19 protein-coding genes and 1 riboswitch are annotated in these 26,015 nt (G+C 43.4%); of the genes, 5 read left to right on the top strand and 14 right to left on the bottom strand.

Translation table 11 applies throughout. The features are described from left to right. Positions 1 to 45: 45 nt before the first annotated feature. Positions 46 to 582, bottom strand: coding sequence for a hypothetical protein (locus tag MHH86_RS03900; protein WP_147614405.1), 537 nt, complete (start codon positions 580 to 582; stop codon positions 46 to 48). Between the two features lie 202 nt (positions 583 to 784). On the opposite strand from MHH86_RS03900, the gene MHH86_RS03895 reads away from it, so the two are divergent. Continuing rightward, positions 785 to 1,228: a hypothetical protein gene (locus tag MHH86_RS03895; protein WP_036684901.1), complete on the top strand. Its 444-nt coding sequence runs from the start codon at positions 785 to 787 to the stop codon at positions 1,226 to 1,228. A 79-nt stretch (positions 1,229 to 1,307) separates the two neighbouring features. Here MHH86_RS03895 and gshAB read toward each other — a convergent pair whose 3' ends face one another. From gshAB to MHH86_RS03880, 3 genes are read right to left on the bottom strand one after another with little or no spacing between them, the layout of a single operon-like run. Then, complete coding sequence (gene gshAB, locus MHH86_RS03890; RefSeq protein ID WP_076215472.1) at positions 1,308 to 3,638, bottom strand: bifunctional glutamate--cysteine ligase GshA/glutathione synthetase GshB; 2,331 nt, start codon at positions 3,636 to 3,638, stop codon at positions 1,308 to 1,310. A gap of 19 nt (positions 3,639 to 3,657) precedes the next feature. Next, positions 3,658 to 5,031 carry an MATE family efflux transporter gene (locus MHH86_RS03885; protein WP_249267769.1) on the bottom strand — a complete coding sequence of 458 codons (1,374 nt, stop codon included), beginning with the start codon at positions 5,029 to 5,031 and terminating at the stop codon, positions 3,658 to 3,660. 48 nt (positions 5,032 to 5,079) lie between these two features. Next, positions 5,080 to 5,433, bottom strand: coding sequence for a MerR family transcriptional regulator (locus MHH86_RS03880; protein ID WP_036684898.1), 354 nt, complete (start codon positions 5,431 to 5,433; stop codon positions 5,080 to 5,082). An 82-nt stretch (positions 5,434 to 5,515) separates the two neighbouring features. Between MHH86_RS03880 and MHH86_RS03875 the strand changes: the two genes are divergently transcribed. The 3 genes from MHH86_RS03875 to MHH86_RS03865 all read left to right on the top strand — a co-directional run bounded on the left by MHH86_RS03875 (position 5,516) and on the right by MHH86_RS03865 (position 8,340). Beyond that, a complete protein-coding gene (locus MHH86_RS03875) occupies positions 5,516 to 5,824 on the top strand; it encodes a hypothetical protein (RefSeq protein WP_076098680.1) in 309 nt (102 codons plus the stop codon). Positions 5,825 to 6,084: 260 nt separating this feature from the next. After that, complete coding sequence (locus MHH86_RS03870; RefSeq protein ID WP_036684895.1) at positions 6,085 to 6,996, top strand: winged helix-turn-helix domain-containing protein; 912 nt, start codon at positions 6,085 to 6,087, stop codon at positions 6,994 to 6,996. 69 nt (positions 6,997 to 7,065) lie between these two features. Beyond that, positions 7,066 to 8,340 (top strand): MFS transporter, encoded by a 1,275-nt coding sequence (locus MHH86_RS03865; protein ID WP_036684893.1) that lies wholly within the window; start codon positions 7,066 to 7,068, stop codon positions 8,338 to 8,340. 318 nt (positions 8,341 to 8,658) lie between these two features. Here MHH86_RS03865 and MHH86_RS03860 read toward each other — a convergent pair whose 3' ends face one another. The 5 genes from MHH86_RS03860 to MHH86_RS03840 form a co-directional block, all read right to left on the bottom strand. Further along, a complete protein-coding gene (locus tag MHH86_RS03860; protein ID WP_076105347.1) occupies positions 8,659 to 9,387 on the bottom strand; it encodes an ECF transporter S component in 729 nt (242 codons plus the stop codon). After that, positions 9,369 to 11,039: an ATP-binding cassette domain-containing protein gene (locus tag MHH86_RS03855; protein ID WP_076147652.1), complete on the bottom strand. Its 1,671-nt coding sequence runs from the start codon at positions 11,037 to 11,039 to the stop codon at positions 9,369 to 9,371. Before MHH86_RS03855 ends, MHH86_RS03860 begins: the two co-directional genes overlap by 19 nt. After that, positions 11,012 to 11,902, bottom strand: a complete 891-nt coding sequence (locus MHH86_RS03850) for an energy-coupling factor transporter transmembrane component T (RefSeq protein ID WP_081383600.1) — start codon at positions 11,900 to 11,902, stop codon at positions 11,012 to 11,014. The genes MHH86_RS03855 and MHH86_RS03850 overlap by 28 nt, the downstream gene beginning before the upstream one ends. Next, positions 11,902 to 12,891, bottom strand: a complete 990-nt coding sequence (locus tag MHH86_RS03845; protein WP_076098686.1) for a DUF4430 domain-containing protein — start codon at positions 12,889 to 12,891, stop codon at positions 11,902 to 11,904. The genes MHH86_RS03850 and MHH86_RS03845 overlap by 1 nt, the downstream gene beginning before the upstream one ends. A 71-nt stretch (positions 12,892 to 12,962) precedes the next feature. Next, positions 12,963 to 18,572 (bottom strand): S-layer homology domain-containing protein, encoded by a 5,610-nt coding sequence (locus MHH86_RS03840; protein WP_342479645.1) that lies wholly within the window; start codon positions 18,570 to 18,572, stop codon positions 12,963 to 12,965. 163 nt (positions 18,573 to 18,735) lie between these two features. After that, a riboswitch (cobalamin riboswitch) is annotated at positions 18,736 to 18,937 on the bottom strand. A gap of 342 nt (positions 18,938 to 19,279) precedes the next feature. On the opposite strand from MHH86_RS03840, the gene MHH86_RS03835 reads away from it, so the two are divergent. Further along, a complete protein-coding gene (locus MHH86_RS03835; protein WP_038568775.1) occupies positions 19,280 to 21,001 on the top strand; it encodes a cellulase family glycosylhydrolase in 1,722 nt (573 codons plus the stop codon). Positions 21,002 to 21,071: 70 nt separating this feature from the next. Here the strand turns inward: MHH86_RS03835 and MHH86_RS03830 are convergent, their stop codons facing one another. The 5 genes from MHH86_RS03830 to MHH86_RS03810 form a co-directional block, all read right to left on the bottom strand. Then, positions 21,072 to 21,320 carry a transposase gene (locus MHH86_RS03830; protein ID WP_339192741.1) on the bottom strand — a complete coding sequence of 83 codons (249 nt, stop codon included), beginning with the start codon at positions 21,318 to 21,320 and terminating at the stop codon, positions 21,072 to 21,074. 65 nt (positions 21,321 to 21,385) lie between these two features. Then, entirely contained in the window at positions 21,386 to 21,967 is a 582-nt protein-coding gene (locus MHH86_RS03825) for a hypothetical protein (protein ID WP_076098689.1), read from the bottom strand. A gap of 192 nt (positions 21,968 to 22,159) precedes the next feature. After that, positions 22,160 to 23,110, bottom strand: a complete 951-nt coding sequence (gene arcC / locus MHH86_RS03820) for a carbamate kinase (protein WP_036684877.1) — start codon at positions 23,108 to 23,110, stop codon at positions 22,160 to 22,162. 36 nt (positions 23,111 to 23,146) lie between these two features. Continuing rightward, the gene (locus tag MHH86_RS03815) at positions 23,147 to 24,412 is read right to left on the bottom strand and encodes a tetratricopeptide repeat protein (protein WP_076146267.1); all 1,266 of its coding nucleotides are present in this window, start codon (positions 24,410 to 24,412) and stop codon (positions 23,147 to 23,149) included. Positions 24,413 to 24,445: 33 nt separating this feature from the next. Beyond that, positions 24,446 to 25,987 carry a hypothetical protein gene (locus tag MHH86_RS03810; RefSeq protein WP_036684876.1) on the bottom strand — a complete coding sequence of 514 codons (1,542 nt, stop codon included), beginning with the start codon at positions 25,985 to 25,987 and terminating at the stop codon, positions 24,446 to 24,448. Between the last annotated feature and the right edge of the window lie 28 nt (positions 25,988 to 26,015).

Below are 26,015 nucleotides of genomic sequence, written 5' to 3'. Positions count from 1 at the left end.
CTAAAAGCCAACAGGCCTTAGAATATCTCTTCTCTTCGACTAACCTCACAAATCATATTCATAGTTATCAAACTTGCCATCTGAGGCGAAGACATATTCGCAGATGTTCTCACCCCATCTAGCTATAACACTAAAGACGCGACCCGAAGTGGGAATATCACTGGTGGATGCTGGAGGGTTCACAAATTCATATTTCCCTTCCACGAGTGTTACAGGAACTTCTACAATTGGAAGCTGCGATTCATCAAAGCTCTCAGTTAGATAGGCCATGTTTATTGTGACTTCACTCGGTGCGTAATCTCCAAAGTCGACCTGCATTTTCTCCCCTGGTTTCAAGCGACGCAGACCCGTTAGAAGCGTAGGTTCACTATGCCAAGCCGTATAGTAAAAGGAAGCCCGATCATAGTCCGCTCCATTCCAGCTCGTCTTTAGAATGACATAGTTCTCTATAGCATCTGTACTATTCTCATGTGTAATAATAAGGGGCGACGGTTCAGCAGGACTTTTGAAAGAGCTCTCGGATTTACTCATTATTCCTCCGCGTTCCCCAAGCACCACCGCACCAATGATAACTACTGCCAACAGCATCAATGAAATCAATAATATCCTTTTAGACTTATTCCTATGTTAGATAATAGCTCCCGCCTTTCCTTAAACTTCTAACCCTTCTTTCATTTAACACTTGATCATCAAGCCATGCAAGTAGGTAACTGATGAATTACATAGCAAATCCAAGAGTTAACTCTCCTTCTATCATATTCTATTTCTAGGAGGTGAATATAATATGACCATTCAGTTTGTAGATTTAAGACTATCCAACCAAGCTGCTTCGGATGCTACACCAGCAGTTATTCCACTAGCAGCGACTCCCCTTGTTTTTGGGGATATTGGTATTCAGACCGCAGGCGTGTCGGCTGAGAATCAAGGCAATGTCCGCGTACTTTTGACCGGATTTCTAAAAGTAGAAAACAATCCTCTTTTCAATACCAATACCGTTAATGTTCGCAGAAACGGAACGATCATTTTCACCACGACATTTGGGGTTGCGATCAGCAGAGAAAATGAAGCTTTCGGTTTTACAGCAGTAGATATTCCACCACCAGCGGCTGTCGCAACAGGTCAAATTCAGTACACAGCAGAGATCTTCACCAATGCAGCTGCAACAGATCCCTTTAATAATGTCCAAGCCAGAAACTTTAGTGGCGTTGCAGCTGCGGGTAACTCCTAACATGAACATGTAGTGGGTGGGAAGCCAATTACCCCTTTAAAAACAGAAGCTCAACCAAAGGTACTGGTTGAGCTTCTGTTTATTCCCCAAATAATAGATCCAGAATCCGTTCATCCGCCTTTCGGTTCTTCCCTTTATAAGGATAACAATGAATATGAATCGCTGGATTAAAGTTAATCTCAATAACGCTATAGTTGGTAGCATTGGATTCTTCCTTGATGTCATCAATCATCATATCCACTCCACAAAAAGTGGCGCCCGCAGCTTTAGCCGCTTGAATCGCCAGAGCCTTATAACTATCTGGGATCTCATCCGTAAAATCCAGGCTGTCACCACCCGTGCTAATATTAGAGTTCTCCCGAAGATAGATGACTTCGTTTAATGGAGGAATATCACTCCAAGCCTGAGCGTGGTTGTTCAAGAACATCGCTTCTGCTTCACCGATCTGAATTTTCTCAAGTGGAGTCTTGTACCCGCGGCCTCTTAACGGATCCTTATTCTTCTCGTGCACCAGTTGTTCAATCGTATGTACCCCATCTCCAATCACATTTGCAGGAACCCGGTGCAATACTCCGACTACTTCATCACCCATGACAAGAAAACGATATTCTTTTCCCGTCATGAACTCCTCTAGTAGCACAGTTCGATCAAATTCGAAGGCGATTTCGAAAGCTTTTTGATAATCTTCTTTAGAGAAGTCGTCTGTAAAAATAGTAATGCCGAGTCCAAAATTGGTTGATTTGGGCTTAATCACAATAGCCTTGTTACGGTAAGTGCTATGCGCATTCATTGCCTCTTCCAGATTTCGAAAAGCTTCTCCTGCGGGAACCCGAATGCCTTGCTGTTTAAGAACTTCTTTCGTAACGATCTTATTCTCCATGATTAATACCGTACTATAAGAATCAAGGGAGGTCTTCGTAGCTTGCTTAATATATTCTTTATGATCACCTTGCGTAAGCACTACAAAGTTCTCTTCCCGATCGATCAATTGAAACTTAATGCCACGTTTAACCGCTGCCTTCAAAAGAAGCTGTGTAGATAGCTCCAGATCCTCATATCCCACAAAACGGTATCCATTCGCAAGACTTTCCTTAGCATATTGTTTAGCTTTATTCAGATGGTATTGTACAAAAGAGGATTGCTGAACTTCCGACTTCACAATAGCTGCAAAACTCCGGTCTGGCTCTACAATTTTATTCTTAGCTCCATGCAATACGTTCAAAAACACTTCATTCTCCGGGTTCAACAGTTGGATCATATCCTGCATCTCATGAATACAAGTTAATGCCTGTTGCTCCATCGTTGTACATGAATCCCCGTAATCATGCAAACATCCCTTTATCCCCTCCATGATCAATTGATCATGATTAAGATTCGCCATCTTCTGATCCTCTACTCCGAACGGTTCGTCCTCCTTCAGCAGCATATACAAGATAAATAGATGAATGAAAATCATCGTTTCTTTGCCGATTCCTATTTTGTAGAGTGGATTCAGATCAATAAACCGAAGCTCCAAATAAGCTATCCCATCTTGCATCAGTTCCTCTAAAGGATGTTTGCCTCTTGCTGTCTTCACTCTAACCGGACTATAAAACTCTTTTACACTTAATAATTCTTCCGATTCGATCAAAGCTTGTAAATCATGAACATAATCCTTTAACGAAGCAAAAGATACATAAAGAGGTTTTTCATTTCGATACCCACATTCGCTATTTCGCAGTGAATTCATATTCTGATAATAAAAGCTTTTGTCGTCATCTGATTCCCCGCGAGCTACACATTGTTCCATATAAGTCTTATCAAAAACAGGGCTGGCGCCTGTTAAATAGATAAGAAGCCAACGGTACCGCAATAGGTTGCGGGCTATTTTTAAGTAGGTAGCGTCTTTGAATTCTTTAAAGCTCACCTGCGGATCTGCTATGTCATGAAGCTGTCTCAGAAATTGTTCATCAAAAGAGAAATTGTAATGGATTCCGCTCAGCAATTGTCTTTTGCGACCGTATTTGTCTGCTAGCTGATGTCTGTATTCATCCTCAATCGGATTACCCATCTTGGCAATGGGGATGTCCTGATCATTCGGTAGCCTCGGAGGATTACTACTTGGCCACAGATATTCTTCCTTGAGCTCAAGCGACACAATATCCTGCAACGCCTCCAGAAAGTTATAAGTTTCATCAATAGAATCAAAAGAAGGGGTGACCATTTCAATTTGACTCTCTGAGAAGTCGGTTTGAATATACGGGTTCTCCATTTTGTTGCCAAAAGCTTTAGGATGTGGTGTCAGCGCAAGTCTTCCCTCTGGATCCACTCTGACATTTTCTTTTTCCAGTCCAAATTCGCCGTGAAAAAGCTCCTTATTCAAATGGTTATCCCTCAGAAGCTGTATGAGTTTACGATTTAATAAAGCCATTTCAACGATCATCCTTTGCTTAGTAGTTTACCTGCTGTTTGTTCATTTTGAATAAAGATCTTCTAAACCAGAACACAAGAATAACTCCTTTAAACACACTGCTTAGAGCAATCGACATCCACACCCCACTCAAGCCAAAAGGTCCGGATAAGATCAAGGCTAGTGGAATTCGCAGTGCTGTAAATGTAATACTAAAGATCGGCGGGATATGGGTTTGGCCAATACCGTTAAAAGCACCTACTGTCATCAATTCCATACACATGAATAATTGTGAGTAACCAATGATGCGCATATAATTAGTGCCTAATTCCAGGCTTGTCTGATCTGATAAAAATAAGGAAAATAGCTGCTGCGGGAACGCGATAAATATAAGCGATATGATCACGCCAAAGATGGAGGTTAAGATCAAAGCCTTACGATAGCCCTGCCCAATACGGTCCAATCGGCGTGCTCCATAATTTTGACCAAAAAAGGCAGCAATAGCTCCCTGTAGTCCTCCAATTGTCATATAAGAAATAGATTCAATTTGAATCCCTACTTTTTGCACCGCAATCGCATCCGCCCCAAAACGTACAATGATCTTAGCAATGACGATCGATATGAGCGTAAAGGTGACCCGTTGGATTGTGATCGGAAGTCCCATACGGATTACTTCTTTCATTTGACGACTGTCCCATGCTGATGTGTTCGAAATGATTTCTGACTTTCTTGTCTTTATGATAAAAAGAGCCGTAACTAAGATGTTCGCTGTCAATGTTGCCGTGGCTGCCCCCGCTACTCCCCAACCTTCAAAACTGCCCCAGCCAAAAATTAAAAATGGATCAAGAACAATATTAACCATAAGACCAATGGAGAAGATCTGAAACGGTTGTTTACTATTTCCCATCGAGTTTAAGAGTGTGGCAAACAAAGTATTTACGATGGAAAATACCGTCCCGAAGATCGAAATCATTAAAAATTGCCGTGCCATCCGTTCAACTTCATCACTTCCAAGATCAAAAAAACCAATCAACCGATTGTTGGTCAACAGAACTAAACTCATATAGAGAAATCCTAATAAAATAGACATCATAAACCCGTTTTTCATATAAGATTTAGCCTTCTCTATCTGGCCAGATCCCATACAAAACGCAACCTTAATCCCTGTACCGATCGTAATCATAGTCGACAATGCAATCGCTAGATTAATGAAAAAACTCGCCGTGCCAATCGCGGCAACAGGACCACTTCCTAATCTTCCAACCCAAATCATATCGACGAGGCCATAAGTTGTGGAAATGAAATTCGTCGCAATAATGGGAAGCGTTAATTTCATTAAGGTAGGCATAATAGGACCCTGAGTCAAATCATTCATGCCCTTCAATTCCTTCAAATCTAATAACACCTTCTTCATCTGATTTTCAGATTTATTATATAACCAAACACTTATATAATCAATTGATTATATTTCAGCAATCTGTTGGACCAGCCTTTCAAGCATCCGTATCCGATTACGGAGTTCCAATTCTTCTTGTCTCAATCCGTCCAGCTGAAGATTCAGAGAATCACCTACTTCCTTAATCAACTCGGCATGGCCACACCCATAACTCCTTTTCAATTTAAAAATAGACTGGATATCCCTTAGTATAACTCCATAACTTTTCAACTCTTGAATGACAAAATAATCTGCCAGATGCTGCTCTGTATATATCCGTTTACCATCTGGTCCCTTGGACATAATCAAGTCCAGATCCTCATAATGTCTGATGGTGTCTTTCGTAGTTCCTGTTAGGGCTATAAATTCACCGATTCGCAAAAGTACAACCTCCTCCATACAAATATAAATTGACACGGGGTTAACCCCGCAACGTTTAATTTTATTAATGGGGGTGCATCAAATGATAGGTTCAAGCCTTATAATCTTGTATGGAATGGTTAGTGTGCTTGGGGCAGTGGGGATTCTAATTAAGGGCTCCGCTAAATCTGCTGTGGGTTATATTTATTTGTTTTTGCTTTCTCATATTACGTTAGTCGTCATCACCCTTTATGCCTTATGTAAACCGCTTAACTTCATTTGGTTTATTATCGGTTTTCTCACCTGTCTTATCTCCCGCTGGCTCAACGGTAAGTTTGTCTTCGGTTGGAATAACTGGCTTCATTACTTTATTGTTGCGCTGATCTTTACTGTGGGCTACTTCTTAACCTAGTCTCTTCATTATGAGCCTGAAGACAGAAAGTGGAACTCCTAAAAAGTATATAAATTGTGTAGACATCAAAAGACAGTTCCTAGTGCACAAAATGTGCCTACCGGAACTGTCCTTTTTTCGTAATTAAAATTTCTTTTGTTTTTCAGTCGAATGGCTATTGAAAACGAATTTTAGTTCGTTTACAATAAAACCAATAATAAGTTCTATAATTATAGAACAAATAAATGTTTCAGCAACTTACTCAAAGAATGGAGAAGCTCATGGAATATAAAGTAGAAGTCGATTTTGCCCCCATGTATGAATGTGTGAACAGTATGACTGCTTTTCTAAGCAAGCAGAACCATACTGCTATGGATTCCGGTAAGCTCTGGGTACGTGAAGTCCAAGCAAGATTTGCCCCGATGTTGCTTCGTAAAATGCAAGAGGTCGTTAAAAAACTTGATGATTTCAGTTTGGCTCCCTACATTTGGTCTTCACCGGGCGAGCGTTCTGTAGACGGCTTTTTGAATTGGTTCGATGGTTTATCTTCGGGTGAACTGTATGAAATATCTGGACGTTTCGGCCAATCGGTTCCCTCTAATCTTTCTGAGCTAAGGGACACTGCCTCTGACATCCTGCGCGAATGGAACGCGGGTTACTTCAATGGAATCGACCCTAATATCCTCAAGGGGCTTGAACAGGAAGCCGAGTCAAGACGAACGACACTGAATGGGAACAATGATATGGAAGTCTTTGAAGCAGCAACCGACGGAATGCGCCTCTATCCAACCGAACGTCTGAAGCAGGTCATTATCATTCCGCAATATCATGCCCGCCCACTGGTCACCACCTCTATGTTTGATGAATTCGTGTTCACTAGCTACTCTTGTGATGTTCTCCCTCCGGAAGCTGGCCGGCCTGCTCCAGCACTGCTTCGACTTACCCGGGCACTCTCGGATGAGACGCGGCTGTATATCCTTCGTTTGCTTACAGGCAAGCAGTTGAATTTCACGGAAATCGTGCGGGAAGTCGGACTTTCTAAAAGTACAATCCACTACCATCTGATCGCGTTGCGCGCAGCAGGTCTGGTCATTGTCCATACCAACGTTAAAAGCACATCGTACAGCCTGCGATTGGAAGCCTTAAATGGGCTACCGCAGCAGATTGGGTCGTATCTAGAGAGTCAAGCATAAACGCCTTAAGCGTCCATATAAGGACGGTAAGCGTATATGCGAGAAATATAAGAAAGGAGTGAACAGGCTATGATAAAACGCAGCTATTATGGTTTACTCTCAACCATAACTTTAAGTGCTTTTGGGGATGCTTTTGGCTTGTTGGCTATGGAATGGCTCGTCTATGAATTGACGGGTTCCAAGCTAGCGATGGGAGCACTCGCGCTCAGCTCCGGCATACCTGAGCTGCTGCTGCGCTTGCTGGGCTCGCCGCTGTCCGACCGACTCCACCGGGTACGCTTTATGGCCTGCTTGGCAGCCATTCGCCTGCTGGCTATAGCACTGCCGCTAGGCATGGGTCTGGCTGGCCAACTGCAGCTGTGGCATCTGTTTGTCGCTGCTGGTCTCAGCGGGGCCTGCGCCGCTCTGTTCATGCCAACAGCCATGGCTGTTATTCCCGGCGTTGCCGATAGCCAGAAGCTGGTGCGGGCTTTTGCTATCATCGATGGCAGCAAAAGTGCAGCCGTCTTGCTAGGCCCCGCCCTGGCTGGGGCGTTGACCGCTGCCAGTGGAGCACTGCCAGCCCTTAGCATCAACATGTTATGTTATGTTGCGGCCATCATTACCTTGCTGTGCCTGCAGAAGCTACCCAAGCCCTCTCCAGCTCCAGGCCGTTTCTCCATTACCGTCTATGTTCGCGAAATTGCTGAGGGTTTTACCTTCTATAAACAATTCCCCGCCATGCTTACGATAATGATGATGGCCTCTATTAGTAATCTAAGCTCAATTGCCGTCTGGACCATGATGGTTCCTTTTGTACGCGAAGTGCTCCACCGTGATGCGGCGACGATGGGCACACTTAGTACAGTTTTCGCACTTGGAACCTTAGTCGGGCTAAGCATCATTTCCATGATAGGGGAAATTAAAAAGAGGCGGCTTGTCATGCTCGGTAGTCTGGGGACCATCGGTTTAGTAACAACATTATGGGGGTTATTTCCTAGTTTTTCTTTTGCTCTCGCCGCCGTATTCGCCACCGGAACGATAGCTCCCTTCTTCGGCTCCTTAAGCTCTTCACTCCATGGACGTCTGGTTCCGGGTAATCTGCAAGGAAGAGTCAACTCCATCCGTTTTTTAATCGGTGGCGGCTTGCAGCCTTTTGGTGCTTTTGCCGGCGCCGCGATTGCTGAACTCTATGGCGTGCCTGCGCTTTTTGTCATCGCCGGATTGCTTCCAATGCTCTGCGCCAGCGCAGCCTTGCTGCTCCCCGGACTCAAAACACTGGACGGCGACCTCTCTACACTTGAAGCCACTCATAAGCAGCCCGATGCTGGGGTTCCCCCGCACAAAGTTGTTGCTGAACGTTAAGTGAATCAAAAAAACAGGCGATACCGGTATACCGGAACATCGCCTGTTTTTATAAGTTTTCACCTAGGAGCATCACTACTAGGTATATTCTCTTTTCAGTGGTTTGTCACAGTGGCTTGATTCGTAGCCACTAGTTCCCCTCCCCCTTCCGGTAAAAACCGAAGCGGGAGGCGTTGAGCCTTTAGTTTGTGTTTGTGTTTGTGTGTTGGTGTTTTGGAATTCGCGCTGATAGCAGCGGAGAGAACGGACTGATTGTGGAAAAGCGGAGCGTTCGCCAGCGTAAAAAGCGCACAGCGTCCAAAAGCTAACACCAAGAACCTAAGGCTCAATCAACCCATATTTCGTTTTTATCCGATCCAACTTCTCAATCATAGGATTAGCAATAAAAAACAAAAATACCACCGTCGAGATCGCATGCACCATATCAAACCAAAAACCTGAAATATAAGTGGTCATTAAAGCCGGCCAGGAGAACTCTGAAGTGAACATCATCAACGAGCCTATATTGATAATGCCTCCGTATACGAAAAACGTCGCTAAGCCTCCGAATATACATAGCGACAGCTTATTCTTTTTAAGCAGACCCTTCTTGAAGAAAATGCCCGCCAGGAAGCCAATGATGCCAAAACAAAACATTTGCCAAGGCGTCCAAGGACCCTGCCCAAAGAAGAAATTCGAGACAAAACCTGCAACAGCGCCAACCAGAAACCCTGCCTCCGCACCCAAGCTTACCCCTGCGATGATGACAATAGCAACCACTGGCTTAAACTGCGGCAACATAAAAAAGGCTGCGCGTCCCGCCACGGCAATGGCTGCTAACACTGCTATAACGATCAGCTCCCTCGCCTGCGGCTTCCGGTTCTCGAACACCATCGCAAAAGGAACCATCGTATAGATAACAATTAATAGACTGATAAAATAATACTTCCGATCATTTAGCACAAAGATGCCTAATAAAATCGTAGCTGGAATGACTATGAGGATTAGTAGTGCCGCTAATAAAGTTCGACGACTCAAACGACGATCCGTTATCTGCTTCTTTGACATAAATCAATCACACCCTCTATCGTTACTCCCTCATTCCATACATGACGCGCCATACGGTTGGCAGCAGTTGTATAGAAGCTGTTTCCCGCAAAAAACTTCTGCGCTTCATTCGTAGTGATAATGCTTCCATCAAAAAACATGGCGCAGACCTCAGCATACTTGGCACAAAATTCAACATCATGCGAGACCATTACAATAGTAACGCCTTCGGCATTGAGCTTTTGCAGGAATACGGCTAGCTTCTCTTTGAAGGGCCCATCCAGTCCTTTGGTCGGTTCATCCAACAGCAGAATCTTTGGTTCTAACAAAAGGACCTTCGCCAACGCTGCACGCTGTTGTTCTCCCCCGCTGAGATCATACGGATGCATGGAGAGGAGATGTTCCAGTTCTGCGAACTTAACCACAGCTTCAACTCTGGCGTTTTTTTCTTCCTTCGTCAAAGAGAGCTGGGATAACATTTCATATAAATCTAGCTCGACTGTTTTTTTCACAAATAAGGTTTGCGGATTTTGCGGGAGGAAGCCCAGATTGTTAGTAAACAACGCTTTGGCATTCATCTTCGCAGGGTTGCTCCCGCCGATAAGAACTTTCCCTCTATAAGGCTGAAGGATCCCGCTCATCAGCGACAGCGTCGATGTCTTCCCTGTTCCATTCCCGCCAACAATACAATAAAATTGCCCTTGCTTCACTTCAAACGACAAATCTTTAATGACATCCGGCCCATTTTTATCATATTTAAACCATACGTCCTTAAACTTTATGACTACAGGGCCGGCCTCTTTCGTGCTAGGCTGAGTTTCTGCCATCGTTGCAGGAGTCTTACCCTTTAGAAAAGCATCCAACCATTGGCGTCCTTCCTTTACAGTAACAGGCCACACTAAGTCATGATCTACTCCTGCAACAATCTGCATCGGTGAGGGCATGGACAGAAACATCGGATGGTTCAGCTTACATAAAACCTCGCCCACCTTTTGCGGGGGATCATCAGCTATCACAGCTCCCTCATTCAGCACAATCAACCGATCTGTAAGCGGAAGAACATCCTCTAGACGATGCTCGGTCATGATCACGGTTGTTCCCAGCTCACGATTTATTTTTTTGACCGTCTCCAGAAAATCGGAAGCCGCAATAGGATCTAGCTGGGAGGTAGGCTCATCGAGGATTAGAACCGAGGGATGCATAGCCATTATGGATGCTAAGTTAAGCAGCTGCTTCTGGCCGCCTGATAGCTCGGTCACACTTTTATGAAACCAGGTCTGGATCCCAAAAAAACTAGCCATTTCCGCCACACGCAGGCGAATCGTAGAATTATCGTACCCTAAGCTCTCAAGCCCAAAAGCAAGCTCATGCCATACTTTATCTGTCACAATTTGATTGTCCGGACTTTGGAGTACATAACCAATTTCCGCTGCCTGTGTGCGTTGATCGATCTCCTCTACAGGTTGACCCTTATAATAAATTGCCCCTTGGCGACTGCCATGTGGGGTTAGGATTGTTTTCAGTTGTCTAAGCAGAGTGCTTTTGCCACAGCCTGACTTTCCACAAATGGTAATGAAGTCTCCACTTTCAATCGTAAGATTAATATTCGAAAGAGCCGCTTGCTCTTGTTCAGGAAAAGTAAAGCTTAGTTCTTCGATTCGATAGATTTCCATTTCATTGCCTCCACCATATTGATGAGCACTGGGATCATACATAACGCAAAATAAGCGATATATATAAGAATACTAAAAGGTGTAATTGTGCTCGCTTTAATCGATGGATAGAATCTCATGGTGTTCTCACCCATCACTGCCCCTACGGCTACCAGCGCAATTAAGCCTGTCATGATCAAGAGAACTACTTTGTCTCGGGCATCTAACCGAAAGATAGAAAAGCTTGTACGGCCCGGCAATCCATACCCTCTCGATCTCATGGAATCCGCTGTCTCAATCGCATTTTCCAAAGCCCAGGTGGTCATAATGGAGAGAATCGTAATCCCATTCCGCGCACGCGCGAGGAGATTTCCCTGTGAGACATCCCGGCCTATACATTTTTGAGCATTAGAAATCACCTTGATTTGCGCTAAATATCTAGGAACAAAACGAAGCACCATCGAAAAAATCAACGACAGTGCCGGCAGTATTTTTCCGAATATATAAATAAACTTATCCGAGGTCATCACGACGTTATAACAAGAGAACCAAACAATTACCGTCACAAACATACACGCCGCTGCCACGCCATAAAGAATCGATTCTTTCGTAATGGGATTCCCGTTGTTTAAATAGAACAAGATCGTTACCCCTTGATGATTAAAAACAGGATTCATCACTGCCATAAATAGCAGAAAAGGAATCATGTAAAGCAGATTAAATCGGATGCCCTTTTTTCCTTTTAACATAATTGAGTAGGCTACAGCACTAATAAGGGCAATCACCTGAAATATAGGATGCATAAACACCATGCTAAACAGCAATACAACAACAAAATATAGAAAATTCACAAACGGATGAAAGGTAGAAAAGCTATCCTTCATTATTTCTGAGCTCCTCCTGTGGCTACATATCCACCCACATCTCGACCTAGATCACAAGTGTATACCCAATCAATGACATCGCCATCTTTGAGAACATAACGGCTACTGCCGTAGTTAGGGAACCAGCCATTTACTTTGTACATCCATCCACTGAGCTCTCCAGCATCGAATTCATACAGATTATTTATGCCTTCAATATAATTACTGTTATAGATCGGCGTCATGCTAAATTCCATATGAATTTTATTCTTCTTCATTTCTCTTAGTAGAACATCAAACACAGACTCACCTTCATAAAAAGTTACCTTCTGCGCTTTATAAATGATACCATCTGCCGGCAATACTTCAAGCTTATCCTCATTAAAAATATCCATGTTATCTAAAATTGTTGCCGCTGAGACGGACAAGGTAGCCGTTAATTGCTTCTTCTTATCTACTGTTGCATCTTGCCATTCCACTGGTTTAGGTTTCCCGCTCGGCACTGGATCGGTAAGAAACTTATCCTTTTTCGGTTCCTGCTTGGTTTCTGTTGTCGCTACTTTTGAATCAGGTTTTGTTACGGGTTTTGCCGTCGCTTTCGTTTCCGGCACGGACGTTTTAGCCGCTTTCGGCGTTGCGGTAGGTTGCTTCGTTGCAGCAGGTTTTGTTGTTACGACCGGTGTTACAACTTCTGTTGGTGCTGCAGTTCCTGTTGGTGTTACAGCTTCCGTTGGTGTTGCCGATTCATTTGGTTTTAGGGTTTCAATGGGCTTAGCTGTTTCACTTGGCGTAGCTGACGGTGTTATCACTGTTGTCTCAGTAGCGATTGCCTCAGTGGGTTCAACATCATCATTTGTTGCGGAAGCAGTGTTCTCAGGCTCTATAACCTGTGTCTCAACGCTACTATTAGCGACCTTGTTTGGGCTCTTCTGGTAATCCCCGCCCCAAAAGAAGGCGATAGCCAATACACCTATGATTAGTATCGCGGTTAACCATTTCTTCTTGTTCATTTCTCTAGTCCCACCTTAAATAATAAGCAAGGGTATACACGCTACCCTTGCTTATCTCTCTAAATAAAATTCTATTTGACGTCTGTCATATCATAAAGACGTGTCTGGCCATTAACGAGCCGATCATAGGAAACCAGTGCGTACATCGCCTGATCCGTAGCCATAAGATCTACTTCTCCTGGTTGCGCGCCTCCATTGCCTACTCCACCCTGCTTCACGTGATAAAAGCCACCTTCAGGTGCAGCAAAACTAAGCAATGCGTCTACTGCGGAATGTCCATTTTTAATAAATCTGGAATCCTTATGCGGGTCAATACCAAGGCCAGTTAAAGCTACAATCACCTGAGCGATGCTTTCGGAATTTGTAGATTCCCAGCTTGCAAAACCACCGTCTGCAGTCTGTGTTTTGGATAACCAAGCAATCCCCCGGTCCACAGCAGCTGTTACTTTGGCGTTGGTTTTGTAATAAGGCGTTAAGCCTTGAATGACCATCCCTGTGATATCTGGATCAGCCGCTGTAGCATTACTGCCTAGTGCCCATCCACCGCCGCTGATCTCTCTGCCCAAAATATAATCAATGAGCATCTCTCTAGTCGTCTGCGTCTTTACATCCTTAACCACTGGAATGTCGTAATGATTACTGTCCAGTGCAATGAGAGCAAACACAGGTCCATTAATACCTTGCTTAATTACAGTATCAAAATCCGCGAGCGGTTCCAGTAGGTTATAACCCGCCACTTTATCAATATTTTTGTTGATTGAAGTTAATGCCAAAATAACTCTATCATATTCCGTATATTTTACGCTATGCAGCTTCCCTGATTTTTCTTTAAGAGTCGCTTCTACATTTGCATAGTACTTAGTGTAATAACTATCTGGAACCTTCACACCTGAACGTGCCAGCCCGAAGACTGTCCAGTCCCCGCCAACCGAGGAAATGACCGGGTTTGTTACTGTTTTTTGCAAAAAGGCAGCTGTGTTCTGAATGTAAGAACTAACTGCTGTATTCTGAATAGTTGGACTAACCACTTTGTTCCCACTCTTATAATCATGGGTTCTAGTAGCTACAACAGCCGCCATTTCTCTGGTTACTAGCTCTTTAGGCTTAAATTGATTATCATCACCTAACATCAAACCAGTCGCAACAACGGTCTCTACATCTGCTTTGGCCCATGCCGATACTGTGTTGATATCTTTAATCGCTGTTCCAGGCTTCGTCGCCGGGATGGCCAATGCTCTGACGATAATTGCGGCCATCTGCTCACGAGTAATCTTGTCATTCGGCTTAAATTCATTATTAAAGCCTGTGATTAGACCTGCCTTATGCGCAGCATTCACATATGGATAGAACCAATCGCCTAGAGCGACATCCTTATAGGTAATGCCTTTATCACTCTTAATATCAAGTTCTAATGCAGAAACGAGAATCTTAGTGAACTCCGCTCTTGTGATATAAGCCTTCGGATTCACCTGACCATTGTTACCTTGGATATATCCTTTTACTGTAGCTGTTTCAATCGCTGAATAGGCCCAGGAAGAAATCTTATCAGCATCTGTATACAGTTGTTTAATATCATTCGTATTCTGGGTAGGATCCTTAGGAGTCACTGTTGGAGATGGACTCACATTTGGATCACCACTGCCTTCCGGATTAGCTCCCCCACCAGGAGCCGGAGTAGCACCAGGCTTAGGCGTTGGGGTTGGGCTCATCGTTGGTATCGGTGCATTTAGATCCACACCCAAATTCGTAGTATAACGCCACTGAATTCTGTCCCCGGCACTTAGGTCATATGAAGATGCACCATAATTAGGATATTTCCCATTCACATTATACATCCATCCACTGCCGCTGCCATGGTCAAATTCCCCATCACCAGCTATGGATTCAACATATACACTTCCAAAGTCACTGTTCCAGGAATCTCTATAGTCGATACCGCGGCTATCCAGCACTCTTTTTAGTACAGACCACACTGTGTCACCAGATTGTAGCTCTACCTGTACAGATGGAACAACATATCCCTTATTAATCGTAAGCTTATCCACGGACAGGATTACATATGGTTTCGATGGAGTGGTTCCGCCACCATTGTTGCCGCCATTTCCTTCACCATTTCCGCTACCATTACCTTCGCCATTACCGTTACCACCGTCGCCGCCAGGTGTTTGTACTGCACTGGAAGCATAAGCAATGTAGTCAGTGAAGTGATTGGTTTTTACAATTAAATCATTTCCACTATCATAGGCATACTCAGACTTACCGCTTGCAAAACCTAAGTCATCACTTGCAAATTTTTGAATGGCATGAGGAGTGCCATTTTGAATATAAGCTGCATCTTTTCCTTTAAGGTCCTTAAAGGTTAACGTAATAAATTGACTGAATTCTACTCTTGCACTACCACCCATGGAAAATGCTTGAAGAATGTTATCAAGCTTCTTGTCCCCGGGAATAATCTGATTCACACTATCTTTTAGTGCAGATTCTCCACCGGTTAAAGCTGAAATCAGTTCAATTGCAGAGGCATCCCCACTTGTAACTTTTGCACCCTTAGGAATGACTACAGATACGTTACCTTTTATGGCCTCTATCTGAGGAAGGTCGCTGTTACTTGGTAAATTGACACTAACCTTCGATTGATTTCCCTCCGGAATAGCTACTGTGATTTCTTTGTTGCTATCTCCAGTGCTGATCGGAACGATATAATCATTAGCGTCATTTGGGATTTCAACTTTCGGGTTCTCCCCAGAAGGTAACGGAAGTTCTTTCGGACCCTCTGGTTGCCCAGGCCCCGGTTCTTCTGGTTGTTCCACTTTCACATCATTCATATCAAAGAGACGGTTGCTATGATTGAGCAGACGATCATAGGACACAAGAGCATACGTACCTTGGTCCGTTGCCATATTGTCTACTTTGCCTGTGAGGATATGCTTAAATCCACCCTCAGGTGCAGCAAAGCTAAGTAATGCATCAATAAGCGAATTTCCACTTTTAACAAATCTAGCGTCCGTGTGCGGATCTACGCCTACACCAGTTAAGGCCACAATTACCTGTGAGATACTTTCGCTGCTAGTGCTTCCCCAGCTTGTAAATCCACCTTGATTGTTTTGGTTATCGGACAGCCATTGGATGGCCCGATCCACGGCAGCTTTTACATCATCACGGGTTGCATAATAAGGTGCAAGAGCTTGCATCGCCATCGCAGTCATATCGACATCGGCTTTGGTTACGCCTAATGCCCAGCCACCAGCTTCTTCTGTACCTTTTTTAACCTCTTTATCTAAAATGTACTGAACTAGTTTTTCTCTTGTGGTCTGTTCTGTAACTCCATCAACTACAGGGATCTCATAGTTATGGCTATCTAGCGCAATCAGAGCAAAAATCGGACCATTATTGCCTTGCTTTTGGATATATTGATAATCAGCCAGTGCTTTTCTCAGATCATATCCCGCAACATTTGTGATATCTTTTCCGATAGAGGTAAGTCCTAGAATCGCTCTGGAATTCTCTGTGCTTTTATTGGCGTCGAGTTTTCCATCCTCTTTAATGATCGATGCTATTTTCGTTGCTACATTGTTGTAATAAAGATCGTAATAACCGTTAGGTACTGTATAGTTCGCCCGTGCCAGAGAAAGGATCGACCATTCTCCACTACCTGTTCCAAACGACGGATTCTTTACAGTGTTTAGAATATAGGCAAGGCTTTTATTTAATTGTTGTTTGGCTACAACAGTAGTAGGTTGTTCTAATTGCACATCATTCATATCAAAGAGACGGCTGCTATGATTGATCAGACGATCATAAGACACAAGTGCATACGTACCTTGGTCCGTTGCCATATTGTCCACTTTGCCTGTGAGGATATGCTTAAATCCACCCTCAGGTGCAGCAAAGCTAAGCAGTGCATCAATAAGTGAATTTCCACTTTTAACAAATCTAGTGTCAGTGTGCGGATCTACGCCTACACCAGTTAAGGCCACAATTACCTGTGAGATACTTTCGCTGCTAGTGCTTCCCCAGCTTGTAAATCCGCCTTGATTGTTTTGGTTATCGGACAGCCATTGGATGGCCCGATCCACGGCGGCTTTTACATCATCTCGGGTTGCATAATAAGGTGCAAGAGCTTGCATCGCCATCGCAGTCATATCGACATCGGCTTTGGTTACGCCTAATGCCCAGCCACCAGCTTCTGCTGTACCTTTTTTAACCTCTTTATCTAAAATGTACTGAACTAGTTTTTCTCTTGCGGTCTGTTCTGTAACTCCATCAACTACAGGGATCTCATAGTTATGGCTATCTAGCGCAATCAGAGCAAAAATCGGACCATTATTGCCTTGCTTTTGGATATATTGATAATCAGCCAGTGCTTTTCTCAGATCATATCCCGCAACATTTGTGATATCTTTTCCGATAGAGGTAAGCCCAAGAATCGCTCTGGAATTCTCTGTGCTTTTATTGGCGTCGAGTTTTCCATCCTCTTTAATGATCGATGCTATTTTCGTTGCTACATTGTTGTAATAAAGATCGTAATAACCGTTAGGTACTGTATAGTTCGCCCGTGCCAGAGAAAGGATCGACCATTCTCCACTACCTGTTCCAAACGACGGATTCTTTACAGTGTTTAGAATATAGGCAAGGCTTTTATCTAACTGTTGTTTGACGGCAACTGTAGTTTCCAGTTTGTAAGTAACTTGATAAGTTACATTTGTTTTGTTTCCAGCTCCGTCAAGAGCCGTTACAGTAATTGCATTACTGCCTGAATTCAGAGAAGCTTTGTACTCCCCATTCGCAGGTGATAAAGTAACACCATTCAGCTTCACTTCTGGAATGATGTCACTATATACATTGTCTGTGACAGCTACTTTGAAGCTTATTTCTTTATTGGATACTTCCTGTTTATCTTGTATGCCACTTACTGTAATAACAGGGGGTTCTATGTCTAATGCATGGTTAAGCCCTACAAGTGCATGATCTACACTTATTTGAGAGCTTGCCATATTTTCGAGCACGGAATAGGCTTGATAAACTGCCGATTGTACTACTGGTCTGTCCAAAATAGTTTCTTTATTAGGGTCACTGTTAATCTCGGCGATTTCCGCAGTTAAAGCATCCTTATTGGCAAGTTGAACGGGGATTTCTCCCCAGCCACCAAGATCAGAACCATAGCCATAAGTGGTGAACTGAGTTCGAATGATGTCACCGTCTTGAGGCTTATAATCGGTCATCCCAAACGGAGGAAACACATTATTTACTGCATACATCCAACCCGACATGGAGGTATAGTCAAACTGACTTAACCACTCTGGGTCTGCTTTAGTGCCGACTGTTTTCCCATCGGCTGAAATCATATCTAAAATATATTGTGGAATATTGACTTCACTTCTGCCACTATCTTTAACCTCTGATAAATAAAAACCACTATCTATATTTCCTAAATATCTATAATTCCCATCACCTAGCGCACGTGTTATTAAAGATGCGCCATTATCGCCTTCATAAATCGGAACTTTAATAGGTTCCTTAATATACCCTTGGCCTACGGTGAATTTCTCTACGGCTACAGTTACGTACCCTTTAAGAGTAGAGCTTGCTCCATTTGCTTGAGCTGGGATAACACTTGTAGAGAATGTCGTGATAAATACAGCTACAATGAGTAACCACGCTAAAAACTTATTTTTCTTCATTTTTCCATAACCCTTCCCTTCATACCTATGATAAAAAACAGAATAAACTTTCTTATAACCACAAAAAAAACCACTCAACATAAACGTCAAGAGGTTAAGATAGTGAACCACAATACTAGCTGGCAAACACTATTCAAGCACCTCTCTATCGATCGTAGAGTTTGATGGTGTAACAGAAAAAGGCAGATATTCTGGCTCAAGTATCATCACCCTTGCTGCCTTCCCAGTTTCCCAGTGGCATTTTGCAAGGACTCCTCTTTTACAGCGGCGGGACCGCGCGGGATTCACACCCGCTTTCCATTTAACCAATCTATGATTGTACTTCCGCAACATTCATAGTTGGCACCTATTTCTAATTTTAAATTTTCATGCTTCATCATATCTAATATATATGCTTTTGTCATGTTATATTTCTTTTTTGTATAACGGGCAGCTAGAGATAATCCTATTGAATAACCAATTTCTACGAGTAGGGATATTCAAATAATTTCTTTATCCAACTGTGGGGAAAATTAATTTAAATCACTAATTCTTATATGAATTTGCCACAAATTAGTAAGGTACTCGCTGAGTGAATTCTATGTTAGGGTATATTCAGAAAGCGTTTACAAAAATAACATTGGAGGTGTTCGTGTTCATCTAACCACCAAGTACAGCGTCAAAGCCAGGTCCAAGCATCCTAAATTTATCTCACAAAGGAGAATTCAATGACTACGCGAATCCAGAAATCCTTCTTATCATTGACACTTGTCACCGCTCTTCTGCTCTCTCTGTTCTCATCCATGGCTGCAGCTGCAACTAAGGATGAGCAACAAGCTAAGGCAGCGCCAAAGAGTAAGATCCAATCCTATGTAGACGAAATGCAGCCCGGATGGAACCTCGGTAATACTTTAGATGCTACAGGTGAGGACGAAACCTCCTGGGGCAATCCTCGTGTGACCCAAGAACTTATTAAAAAGATCGCCGCTCAAGGCTATAAAAGTATTCGGATTCCTGTGACCTGGGATACTCACATGGGTGCGGCACCAGACTATACCCTAGAAAAAGCCTACCTCGACCGTGTGGAAGAAGTTGTCGGCTGGGCACTGGACGCCAAGCTTTATGTCATGATTAATGTCCATCATGATTCCTGGCTATGGGTAAGCCATATGGAAGAAAAACACGATGAAACGCTGGCGCGTTATAATGCAGCCTGGACTCAAATTGCCGATCGCTTTAAGGACAAATCCGATAAGCTGATGTTCGAGAGCATAAATGAACCTCGGTTCACCGATGGTGGAAGCACAGACGAAGCAAAAATGGAGCAAATGCTTACTGAACTCAATAACTCCTTCTATCAGATCGTGCGGAAATCCGGTGGGAAAAACGACCTCCGCCCACTTGTATTACCTTCATTAGAGTCTTCACCTACACAAACAAGAATGGATCATCTCTATAAGACGATTACGGCTCTAAACGATCCGAATATTATTGCGACCGTTCACTTCTATGGCTTCTGGCCTTTTAGTGTGAACATTGCCGGCTACACCACATTTGAAAAAGATACAAAAAACGATATCACTCAAACTTTTGATAACGTTTACAATACATTTGTAGCTAAAGGCATCCCTGTCATCGTCGGCGAATTTGGTTTATTAGGTTTCGATAAAGACACAGGTGTGATTGAACAGGGCGAGAAGCTTAAATTCTTCGAGTATCTGACTTATTATTTGAAAGAAAAGAAAATGACTTCCATGCTCTGGGATAACGGGCAGCATTTCAACCGTAAAACTTATAAGTGGTCTGATCCTGAACTCCACAATGTATTAATGTCTGGTCTGAAGGAGCGTTCCTCCAGCACCGAAAGCGATTTGGTCTACCTAAAAAAAGGTGCACAAATCAAAGATACCAAGGTTAAGCTAAACCTGAACGGCAATAAGCTAACCACCATTAGTGCCAACGGAAAATATCTGACCAAAGGTAAAGATTACACATTAAATGGTGAGGAGCTCATCCTCAAAGCCAGCCAACTCAAAAAGCTCACAGCTTCCCAAAAATACGGTGAAAATGCCGTGCTGACTCTGAAATTCAACAAGGGTGTTGCGTGGAGACTTAAGGTGATTGTGTATGACACAGCTAAATTAAGCGATGCAAAAGGCACGACTGAATCCTTTGCCATTCCGACCACCTTTAATGGTAACCAGCTTGCCACAATGGAAGCTGTATATACCGCTGGTGGCAATGCAGGTCCGCAGGACTGGACTCCATTTAAGGAATTCGGCAATACCTTCTCACCTTCTTATAACACTAAAGAAATCAAGCTGCTTCCCGCGTTCTTTAAAGATGTTAAAGACGGCGAGGTTATCCTAAAATTCCACTTCTGGAATGGGGATATCATCACCTACAAGATCACGAAGAGCGGAGCAAACGTTGTAGGAAAGTCCTCTTAAGCATCCGTCCTGTTAACAACACAAATAGGGGTGTCCCTACGCGGGAACACCCCTATTTGTATTGTACCCATCACATATAAACCTCGTCATACGAAATTATCATCAACCGATAAATTAAATAAACGCCAAGATAGGCTCCGGTAATAAGAAACATTGGATTTAAAAATATCGCATGGATCGAGGTCATAAATACAGCATGATCCCTTAATATTTCGTAAATCGCCAAAGCGGAAATATTTCCAAAGATAATCGCACTTAAGACCGAAGCAACATTGAATACCATACGCCACTTTATCGATTTACCTTGTAACATCAGCATGACAATGGGAACAATAATACTACCAAGTACGATTAGAAATTTCATCCAGTCACCTCGGTAAATTTTTAATCGTCCAGTTCCACGCTTTCGATTTGTCCGTCTGCATTTACCGTCCACTCGATTTCAACGCCATTATTTAATCCGAGCTTGTCTTCATCTTCAATGACTATATGATCAGGAATTGTTAAGGTTTGCTCTTTACCACCCTCCACTTGAACGGTAACCTGTTTATCCTTAACCACAGTAATCCTTCCGTCATATTCAATCTGCTGCAAAACAATCTTTTGATTCTGATCTGTAATGGTAACCCGCTTGCCACCGTCGCTTAACAGTTCAACCTTTTTATGATAGCTATCTTTTAACGAAACATCCTTGATAACTCTCTGAATGCTCACTCCCTCTGGAAGTTCCCCAGTATTTGAACCGGGTGACGCAGATGTCATGGGTTGTTCTGTTGCGTTATTCGTAGGCGCAGGTGTAGTAGCTTCTGCAGAAGGTGCTGTGGTTTCTACTTGAGCCGTTGGAGTAGCCACTTGAGTCTCATCCGCTGCTTTAGTGCATCCACTTAACAATACCGTACATGCACAAATACAACAAAGAATTGTAGCCCTGGTAAAACGTTGTGTTGTTCCTTTATTCGATCTCATCTTTTACCCCCGCATTTTAATGTATTTTTTTCTCTATAGTGGACATAGTTTTACCTCTTATCTTCCTTTTATTCACCAGAATATGGCCATCTGAAAGCAACAGTTAGATAACAATTCATGAATATGTCAAAAAACCGCCCTGATTTAGATCAGTGGCGGTCTCCATGAAATGATGAGATAAATTAGATCTTATTAATTTACAATATGTGTGCCAGCCTGTTGGCTCATCGCAGCTTTCATATTTTCCGGATTAGTAATGATAACTCTACGTCCCTCTTTTTTCAAAAAGCTAAGACTTGCTTCAATTTTAGGCTGCATACTTCCAGCAGGAAAATGACCCTGCTCCGCATATACCATCATTTCTGCCGCTGTAACTTCTTCAAGAGCCTTCTGCTCAGGCGTACCGAAATTTACACATACCTGAGGAACTCCTGTTGTAATAATCAGCGATTCTGCATCGATCTGTTCGGCCAACAGACTTGTAGCAAAATCTTTGTCAATGACCGCATCGATACCTTCGTAGGTATTATTTTCGGTTTTGATCACAGGAATCCCGCCTCCGCCAACAGCGATCACCACATAACCCGTCTCAATGAGTGATTTAATGACGTCTTTTTCAACGATATCAATCGGCTTAGGCGATGGAACAACACGGCGGTAACCACGACCTGAATCCTCAATGATGACCCAATCTGGCTTGGCACGCTTCATCTCCTCTGCTTGCTCAAGCGTGAAGAAGGAGCCCACTGGTTTCGAGGGAGACTGAAAATTCGGATCATTTTTGCTAACCTCGACCTGAGTAATAACTGTGGCAACCTTCTTGTCTAATCTGCGGTGAATGAATTCATTTGTTAAGGCCTGCTGAATTAAATAACCTATGCCCCCTTGCGTGCCCGCCACGCAATTGACCAGCGGAGTAACATCCATTCCAGTAACTTCCGAAGCCACCTCGCTTCGTCTCAGCTCGAATCCAACCTGTGGACCGTTGCCGTGAGTAACCACCACATCGTTGCCTGCTTGCACCAGATCAGCGATATTGACAGCAATTTCACGTACTGCCTCAGATTGATCCTCTATAGAATCGCGGCCATTGTCTTTCACCAATGAATTACCGCCAATGGCTACAACTATAAATTTACTCATTCCATTCCTCCTGACGGATCAGTTGATCCTCATTGATTAGCGTTTAAGGGCCAGCTGAAATTGTTCCTTCGCGGAGTGAAAATCCGGATTGGCAGGATTATAGCTGATAGCAATATCTATTTCTTGAATGGCCATTTCATGATCACCAAGTAAACCAAGTGACTGAGCCTTATGATGATGATATAAAGGATTGCTCGGATCGTTAGCAATTGCGTTCTCAATCGCCTCAACTGCCTCTTGATCCCGGCCAAGTGATCTCAAGCTGTTCGCCTTATGGAACGAGAAATCATACCGGGCAGGCTGCTGTTCCAGAAGCTGATCCATAACTTTGACCGCTTCCTCATGCCTGCCCAACTCTCTTAAATAGTTGGATTTATGATAGCGGAAGAAGCTTTCGCCAGGATCACGTTCTATCGCTTTGTCATACTCTGCTAACACTTGCTCGGATCGCTTCATCATTCGGTAGGCATTTGCGGTATAGAAATAGAAATCAAGGTCATCTGGATCAATAGTAAGTGCCTGTTGATAGGCTGCCAGAGCTTCCTCATATCCCCCGAGTTCCCCTAAGAAGTATCCTTTATAGTAATAGAAGTCTGAATTATTACTGTCCTCTTGCATTGCATGTTCCATAACCAAACTTGCTTTCCGGAAATCCTCTGCCCGAGCTAGCTCTTGAGCGCTTTGAATACTTGGATGAATCGTTAGCTTTTCTTTATTGAGAATACGGATGACCTTCTCCTGACCCATCGCTTCTGCATGCTGCAACGATGATTTGCCGTCACGATCCGGCAATTGAACATCCGCTCCAGCATCCACCAACAATTGAATAATATCGGAGTATAAACGGCCACCATTCCCGAGAATTACTGCCTCCAGCAAGGCAGACCATCCCAGATTGTTCATATGGTTAACTGCAACACCTGCTTCCAAGCATTTCTGAACAGTTCTTAGATATCCCTTCTCGCTGGAGGGCAGCAGTGTAGTTCCTCCAAAACGATTCACACTGGTTGTATCCGCACCTGCGGCAAGAGTTAAAGATAATATCTCATGGAATCCATTGGCACCGGCACACAGGTAGGGTGATAACATAGTGATATCTCTTGCATTCACATCACTGCCTGCTTCAATCAGCTTTTGAGCGAGAGGAATATGATTTTTTTGCGTTGCCGCCATCAGCGCAGTACGACCACTGGCATCCTTATGATGAACATCGGCACCACGAGCCAAAAGCTGTTCTACGGCAGCTAAATCCCCGCGATCCGCTGCTTGAATTAAATCTTCTGACAGAGTTTGATTAGTCATGGCTTAGCTCTCCTATTTCTTTTTATCAATTATTTATTCGGATTGCAGCTTGTTCGCTGGGTCACGAAGGTCTGAAAAATGCTTATAAACAAATAATCCTGCCACCATCAAGTAGGCGTATACGAACGGCATAAGTGAAGCTTGAGCAAATCCAACAGTCGGCGCGTGAATGATTCCAAATAAAGATAGGCCAGACGCGATTACAGCAAAGACAGCAGCCCGCAGTGGTTTATTCAGGATAGAGAAAATAGTGATGGAGCCCCAAATCAAGCTGCTAAGCGGTGCACCATTTCCTAAATGCATCAGGCCGTTGTAATAAACCCCTTTGCTTAATAAGAGATCAATCCCCACCTTGGAAGCCGAAGTTTCAGCCGCATTAAAAATGTTGTTCGCAAGCGTTAAAGCCCAGTTGGCGATCCATGGGAACAAGGTGATAAAGATAACGGGCACTTCATTTTTAGGTGTCTCTCGAACCACCTGATTCGCCGTAACGACCCCGACATAGACCAGAATCGGAACAATCGCCACAACAGGTATGATAGACAACAGCAGTGCTCCTATGCCAAAGAGACAAATAATTAACATGGAGAAACCAGAAGCTATGGTATAACCAAGTCCAGCTCCAATAGATTTCCAGCCTGCATGACCAATATACACAGTTACTGGGAACGGATTACCTGTGAAAGCACCAATACTTGAAGCAACCCCATTCGTTAGCATAACGTTACGAGTGTTATAAGGGTCTCCGGCAGCATGTGCGCTCTCAATATTTTCAAGGTCAAAAATATAATTGGCCAGTCCCAATGGAATTGCAGAAGCCAGGTATGGCAAGGCATGCGGAATCCCTTGAATTAAGCTGGTAATATGCACCTCTGGTGGATTAAACCCCAGGGTTGAAAGAGCCGTTGTGATCGCTTCTGGATTCTGCAAACCAAATATCCAAGCCAGCGCGGTTCCAGCAATCAGCAGCAGAAATCCTGTAGGAATTTTTTTGAATATCGGCGATTTGCCAAACCAGTTAATAAAGATGATCACAAGTACAACAAAAGCAACCACAGGTGTTTCAAAGGATTGCAGCATCGGGTTCATGGCCAGCAATAACAATCCAAGTCCAGATAAACAAGATAAAAGTACGGTTCTTGGAATAACCTTGCGCAGCACATCTCCCAGAAATGAGCCGACAATAAGGATCAAGGCTTCGAACAAACACCATACGAGACCAATTTGCAGCGCAAATGATGCATCATTGGTTTCTCTAAATACGGGAATTAACACTAGAAAAGTTACTGTAAAAATCGATGGAGCACTAGGCCCTGAAGGTAATGCGGTTATATCCGTTCGGCCTGTTTTTTTGGCTAGCTGATATCCAAACCAGCCATAAGCAATACTTGCGATAAAAATCGCGAGTCCAAACGCAGGAACGACTCTGCCGTAAACCATACCTTCCGGAAATCCTACTACAAAAATTAACAATGAAATCATCGTAAGCAGATTGGTTAAATTGTTAGCAAGCAGCCCGAAAAACGCGGCCCAATCTCCCTTTTTCCAGAACATCTTCATAAATACTTGATCCATAATAAATCTCCCCCTAGATCGTTAGCGC

This window comes from Paenibacillus sp. FSL F4-0097 (genome assembly GCF_038593125.1).
Taxonomy (GTDB): domain Bacteria; phylum Bacillota; class Bacilli; order Paenibacillales; family Paenibacillaceae; genus Paenibacillus_AQ; species Paenibacillus_AQ odorifer.
Note: the sequence above shows the minus strand (reverse complement) of the source record. Positions and strands in the feature narration are given on the sequence as shown.

Bases quoted from the DNA above. Each gene is read 5' to 3' on its own strand.
- MHH86_RS03895 (WP_036684901.1), top strand. From the start codon at position 785: ATGACCATTCAGTTTGTAGATTTAAGACTATCCAACCAAGCTGCTTCG.
- gshAB (WP_076215472.1), bottom strand. From the start codon at position 3,638: ATGGCTTTATTAAATCGTAAACTCATACAGCTTCTGAGGGATAACCAT.
- MHH86_RS03885 (WP_249267769.1), bottom strand. From the start codon at position 5,031: ATGAAGAAGGTGTTATTAGATTTGAAGGAATTGAAGGGCATGAATGAT.
- MHH86_RS03875 (WP_076098680.1), top strand. From the start codon at position 5,516: ATGATAGGTTCAAGCCTTATAATCTTGTATGGAATGGTTAGTGTGCTT.
- MHH86_RS03870 (WP_036684895.1), top strand. From the start codon at position 6,085: ATGGAATATAAAGTAGAAGTCGATTTTGCCCCCATGTATGAATGTGTG.
- MHH86_RS03865 (WP_036684893.1), top strand. From the start codon at position 7,066: ATGATAAAACGCAGCTATTATGGTTTACTCTCAACCATAACTTTAAGT.
- MHH86_RS03860 (WP_076105347.1), bottom strand. From the start codon at position 9,387: ATGTCAAAGAAGCAGATAACGGATCGTCGTTTGAGTCGTCGAACTTTA.
- MHH86_RS03855 (WP_076147652.1), bottom strand. From the start codon at position 11,039: ATGGAAATCTATCGAATCGAAGAACTAAGCTTTACTTTTCCTGAACAA.
- MHH86_RS03850 (WP_081383600.1), bottom strand. From the start codon at position 11,902: ATGAAGGATAGCTTTTCTACCTTTCATCCGTTTGTGAATTTTCTATAT.
- MHH86_RS03845 (WP_076098686.1), bottom strand. From the start codon at position 12,891: ATGAACAAGAAGAAATGGTTAACCGCGATACTAATCATAGGTGTATTG.
- MHH86_RS03840 (WP_342479645.1), bottom strand. From the start codon at position 18,572: ATGAAGAAAAATAAGTTTTTAGCGTGGTTACTCATTGTAGCTGTATTT.
- MHH86_RS03835 (WP_038568775.1), top strand. From the start codon at position 19,280: ATGACTACGCGAATCCAGAAATCCTTCTTATCATTGACACTTGTCACC.
- MHH86_RS03830 (WP_339192741.1), bottom strand. From the start codon at position 21,320: ATGCTGATGTTACAAGGTAAATCGATAAAGTGGCGTATGGTATTCAAT.
- MHH86_RS03825 (WP_076098689.1), bottom strand. From the start codon at position 21,967: ATGAGATCGAATAAAGGAACAACACAACGTTTTACCAGGGCTACAATT.
- arcC (WP_036684877.1), bottom strand. From the start codon at position 23,110: ATGAGTAAATTTATAGTTGTAGCCATTGGCGGTAATTCATTGGTGAAA.
- MHH86_RS03815 (WP_076146267.1), bottom strand. From the start codon at position 24,412: ATGACTAATCAAACTCTGTCAGAAGATTTAATTCAAGCAGCGGATCGC.
- MHH86_RS03810 (WP_036684876.1), bottom strand. From the start codon at position 25,987: ATGGATCAAGTATTTATGAAGATGTTCTGGAAAAAGGGAGATTGGGCC.